Origin of the sequence: Roseomonas sp. TAS13 (assembly GCF_001950415.1) — a bacterium.
Classification (GTDB): Bacteria; Pseudomonadota; Alphaproteobacteria; order Acetobacterales; family Acetobacteraceae; genus Roseomonas; species Roseomonas mucosa.
Genome location: NZ_BDLP01000488.1, coordinates 1 through 2718, shown reverse-complemented (window position 1 = coordinate 2718; position 2718 = coordinate 1). Strand labels below are relative to the sequence as shown.

Sequence of the window (2718 nt, the reverse complement as noted above, 5' to 3'; positions counted from 1 at the left end):
AGCTGTGCGTAGATGTGATCAAGAGACAGGCTGGGCTACCGGGTGGCAGGGGTGCGGGGCGAGCCCTTCACGGTGGTCGCCCTCTCGGCGCTGGAGGCGATCCACCGGACCGGCGGCCCGACCGCGCTGGTCGTCAACGACTTCGCCGAGGTCTGGCGCACGCTGCGCGCGGAGGCCTCCCCACCCCGGCGCCCGGCCCCGGGAGCCAGCCCATGAGAGCCACCCTGCTGGCTGCCGCCATCCTCCCCTGCCTCCTGGTGGGGCAAGCCAGGGCAGACGACGTCTCCGACGCCACGGTGACGGCGGTGACCGAGTGCATCCGCGCCGCGGCGGCGCTGCACCGGGTGCCACCGGGCGTGATCGCGGTGCTGCTCGCGGTCGAGGGCGGCTCGATCGGCCGGACCAGCGGCAACACCAACGGCACGGTCGATATCGGCCCGATGCAGATCAACGAGATCCACCTGCCGGCCATCGCCCGGCGCTGGGGGACCAGCGTCGCCGCCGCGCGCGAGGCGTTGCTCAACAATTTCTGCGCCAATGTCGAGGCGGGCGCCTGGATCCTTCGCACGGCCCTCGACAGCGCCGGCGGCGACTTCTGGGAGGGTGTCGGCCGCTACCACTCCCGCACCGAGGTCTACAAGGACCGCTATCTGCGCCAGGTGCTGACCCAGGTCCTGCGGCTGCGCGACCGGACCAGCGGCACGGGGTCCAGGGGCACACCCTGAGCGGCGCCGTTCGCAAGGAGCCAGGGCAGATTCCGCGTATGAGACCGGAGACCCGCATGGCCAGCGCCTGCTTTCCCGACCGCCCGCCCGATGCCCTGCGCGACGGCGACGCCGAGGCGGTCAGCCTCGCGTTGCTGCGCCGCATGACGGGCTTCCGCGCGGTTTGCCACGGCCCCTGGCGCAGCCTGGCGGCCCGGCTGATCCGGGCGCTGTCCCCGGTGCTGGTCTGGATGCGCGACCACACCGGCCTGCCGCTCGACAACGCGGCGGTGCGCTTCGCGATGGAGCTGTCCTCGATCGCCGCCCTCGCCACCCGGCGCCGCTTCCGGCGACGGATCGGCGGCGAGGTGATGGAGGTCGATGCCCGGGCGATGCCCGAGGGCATCGTCTGGCCGCTGAACCTCTATCTCGCGGCGCTGCCAGGCTATGACGGCACCCAGCCGGCGGAGCGGCAAGGCATCGAGCCAAGACGGCACCACGCCAACATCGTGTTCTTCGGAGCCCCGGCATGAGCACGGCGGGAGGTGGCGCCCGCCGCGGCTGGGCGTCGAGCGACGACTACGTCTTCCTCAGCCTGATCGTGATCGTCATCGGCTGCGGCTTCCTCGGCTGGATGCTGTGGTCGAGCTACCACCGCGAGGTGGTCGAGGCGGTGGCCTGGCTGCAGATCCGCAAGATGACCTTCATCGGCCGTTTCACCGACGGCTACGAGGCGCTGCGGCAGGGCGTGATCCACGGCAACTACGCGACCGTCAGCTTCGAGCGCCTGGTGGCGATGTGCGGGCAGGTCAACGGCTTCTTCCGGTGGCCGGCGGCCGGGCTGATCGGCGCCCTGGCCGTGCTCTGCTTCGTCGGGGCGCCGCCGGGCCGCTTTCGGCGGCGCTTCGACCTCGACGGCCTGCTGCGCGAGCAGGCCCGCTTCTACCGGGCGGCCAGTGCCATGCTCGGCCGGCACCTGAAGCTCGTCGATCCGGCTCCCAAGGCGCCTCGGCCGGCCGATCCCGCCCTGCACGTCCAGGAATGGGCCGGCCGCTTCTGCCTCGATGCCAAGGGAGAGGTGGACGGGACCAGGCTGCGGCAGGCGCTGCTCCTTCAGCTCGGCCCCGTCTGGCGCGGCCCGCGCCGGGCCTCCCCGGCGGGGCGCGTCATCTTCGCGGCCTTCGCGCTGCACCTAAGCGGGCGGCGCGAGGAATGCCAGCAGCTGCTGGGCGATCTCGCCGAGGCGCTGGGGCAGGCCCGTGATCCGTCGCCCACCGGCCCTGCGGAGAGCCTGCCGGTCCCTCCGGCGGTGCTGCTGCGGGCCGATGCCGTGCTGGCCGAGGGAGCGGCGCACGAGGCGGCCGAGGCGGCGGCTGCCCGCCACGCCTACGAGACCACCGCCCTGATGGGGCTGCTCAACGCCGCGCGGCTGGAGTCCGGCATCCTCGCCCCGGCGCAGTTCAACGGCCTCAAGCTGCTCGACCGCTCCCTCTGGTACGCCCTGCATTCGCTGGGCTTCCCCGGCCACGGCCCCGGGCAGAACAGCCAGCCCAATCCACGGGTCGAGGCGGTCGGTTCGCGCTCGCACTGGCAGGCCGAGCGCCAGGCTCGCTGTCCCCTGTTCCCACCGCAGCTCGACGAGGCGGAGCGGGCCGTTCGCATCGCGCTCCTCCAGCATGCCGAGGAGCAGACAGCGAGGACGCAGCCGTGAACCCCAACCCCGAGAGCCCGCTCGCCGACTTCCTGGGCCGGACCGTCGCGTCGGTCCCGCAGCAGGACGCGGGCCGGCCCGTGCATGTCCACTTCCACCTCGGCGATTCCGAAAGGGCAGCCGGAAAGGTGTCGGAAGCGACCACCGTGCGAGCCGTGCGGAACCGCTTCGACTGGGTCGTCCTGGTTGCCTGCACGGTCCTGTCCTTCACGGGCGGCGCGATCCTCGGCGGCAACGCGGAAAGCGGCAGGGCGGAGCGGCCTGTCTCTTGATCACAACTACGCACAGCTCCACCCTTAAGGC

5 protein-coding genes are annotated in these 2718 nt (G+C 72.4%); all 5 read left to right on the top strand.

What is annotated here, in order from left to right:
- The first annotated feature begins 42 nt into the window (after window positions 1–42).
- The 5 genes from ROTAS13_RS27470 to ROTAS13_RS22525 are packed head-to-tail and all read left to right on the top strand — an operon-like array spanning window position 43 to window position 2687.
- On the top strand, window positions 43–216 hold the full coding sequence (locus ROTAS13_RS27470) for a hypothetical protein (RefSeq protein WP_171979210.1): 174 nt from the start codon (window positions 43–45) through the stop codon (window positions 214–216).
- The gene (locus ROTAS13_RS22540) at window positions 213–725 is read left to right on the top strand and encodes a lytic transglycosylase domain-containing protein (RefSeq protein ID WP_075823503.1); all 513 of its coding nucleotides are present in this window, start codon (window positions 213–215) and stop codon (window positions 723–725) included. The genes ROTAS13_RS27470 and ROTAS13_RS22540 overlap by 4 nt, the downstream gene beginning before the upstream one ends.
- Before the next feature lie 56 nt (window positions 726–781).
- Entirely contained in the window at window positions 782–1237 is a 456-nt protein-coding gene (locus tag ROTAS13_RS22535; RefSeq protein WP_027297352.1) for a hypothetical protein, read from the top strand.
- Window positions 1234–2415, top strand: a complete 1182-nt coding sequence (locus tag ROTAS13_RS22530) for a hypothetical protein (RefSeq protein WP_027297351.1) — start codon at window positions 1234–1236, stop codon at window positions 2413–2415. Before ROTAS13_RS22535 ends, ROTAS13_RS22530 begins: the two co-directional genes overlap by 4 nt.
- Window positions 2412–2687 carry a hypothetical protein gene (locus ROTAS13_RS22525; protein ID WP_075823502.1) on the top strand — a complete coding sequence of 92 codons (276 nt, stop codon included), beginning with the start codon at window positions 2412–2414 and terminating at the stop codon, window positions 2685–2687. The genes ROTAS13_RS22530 and ROTAS13_RS22525 overlap by 4 nt, the downstream gene beginning before the upstream one ends.
- Window positions 2688–2718 lie beyond the last annotated feature (31 nt).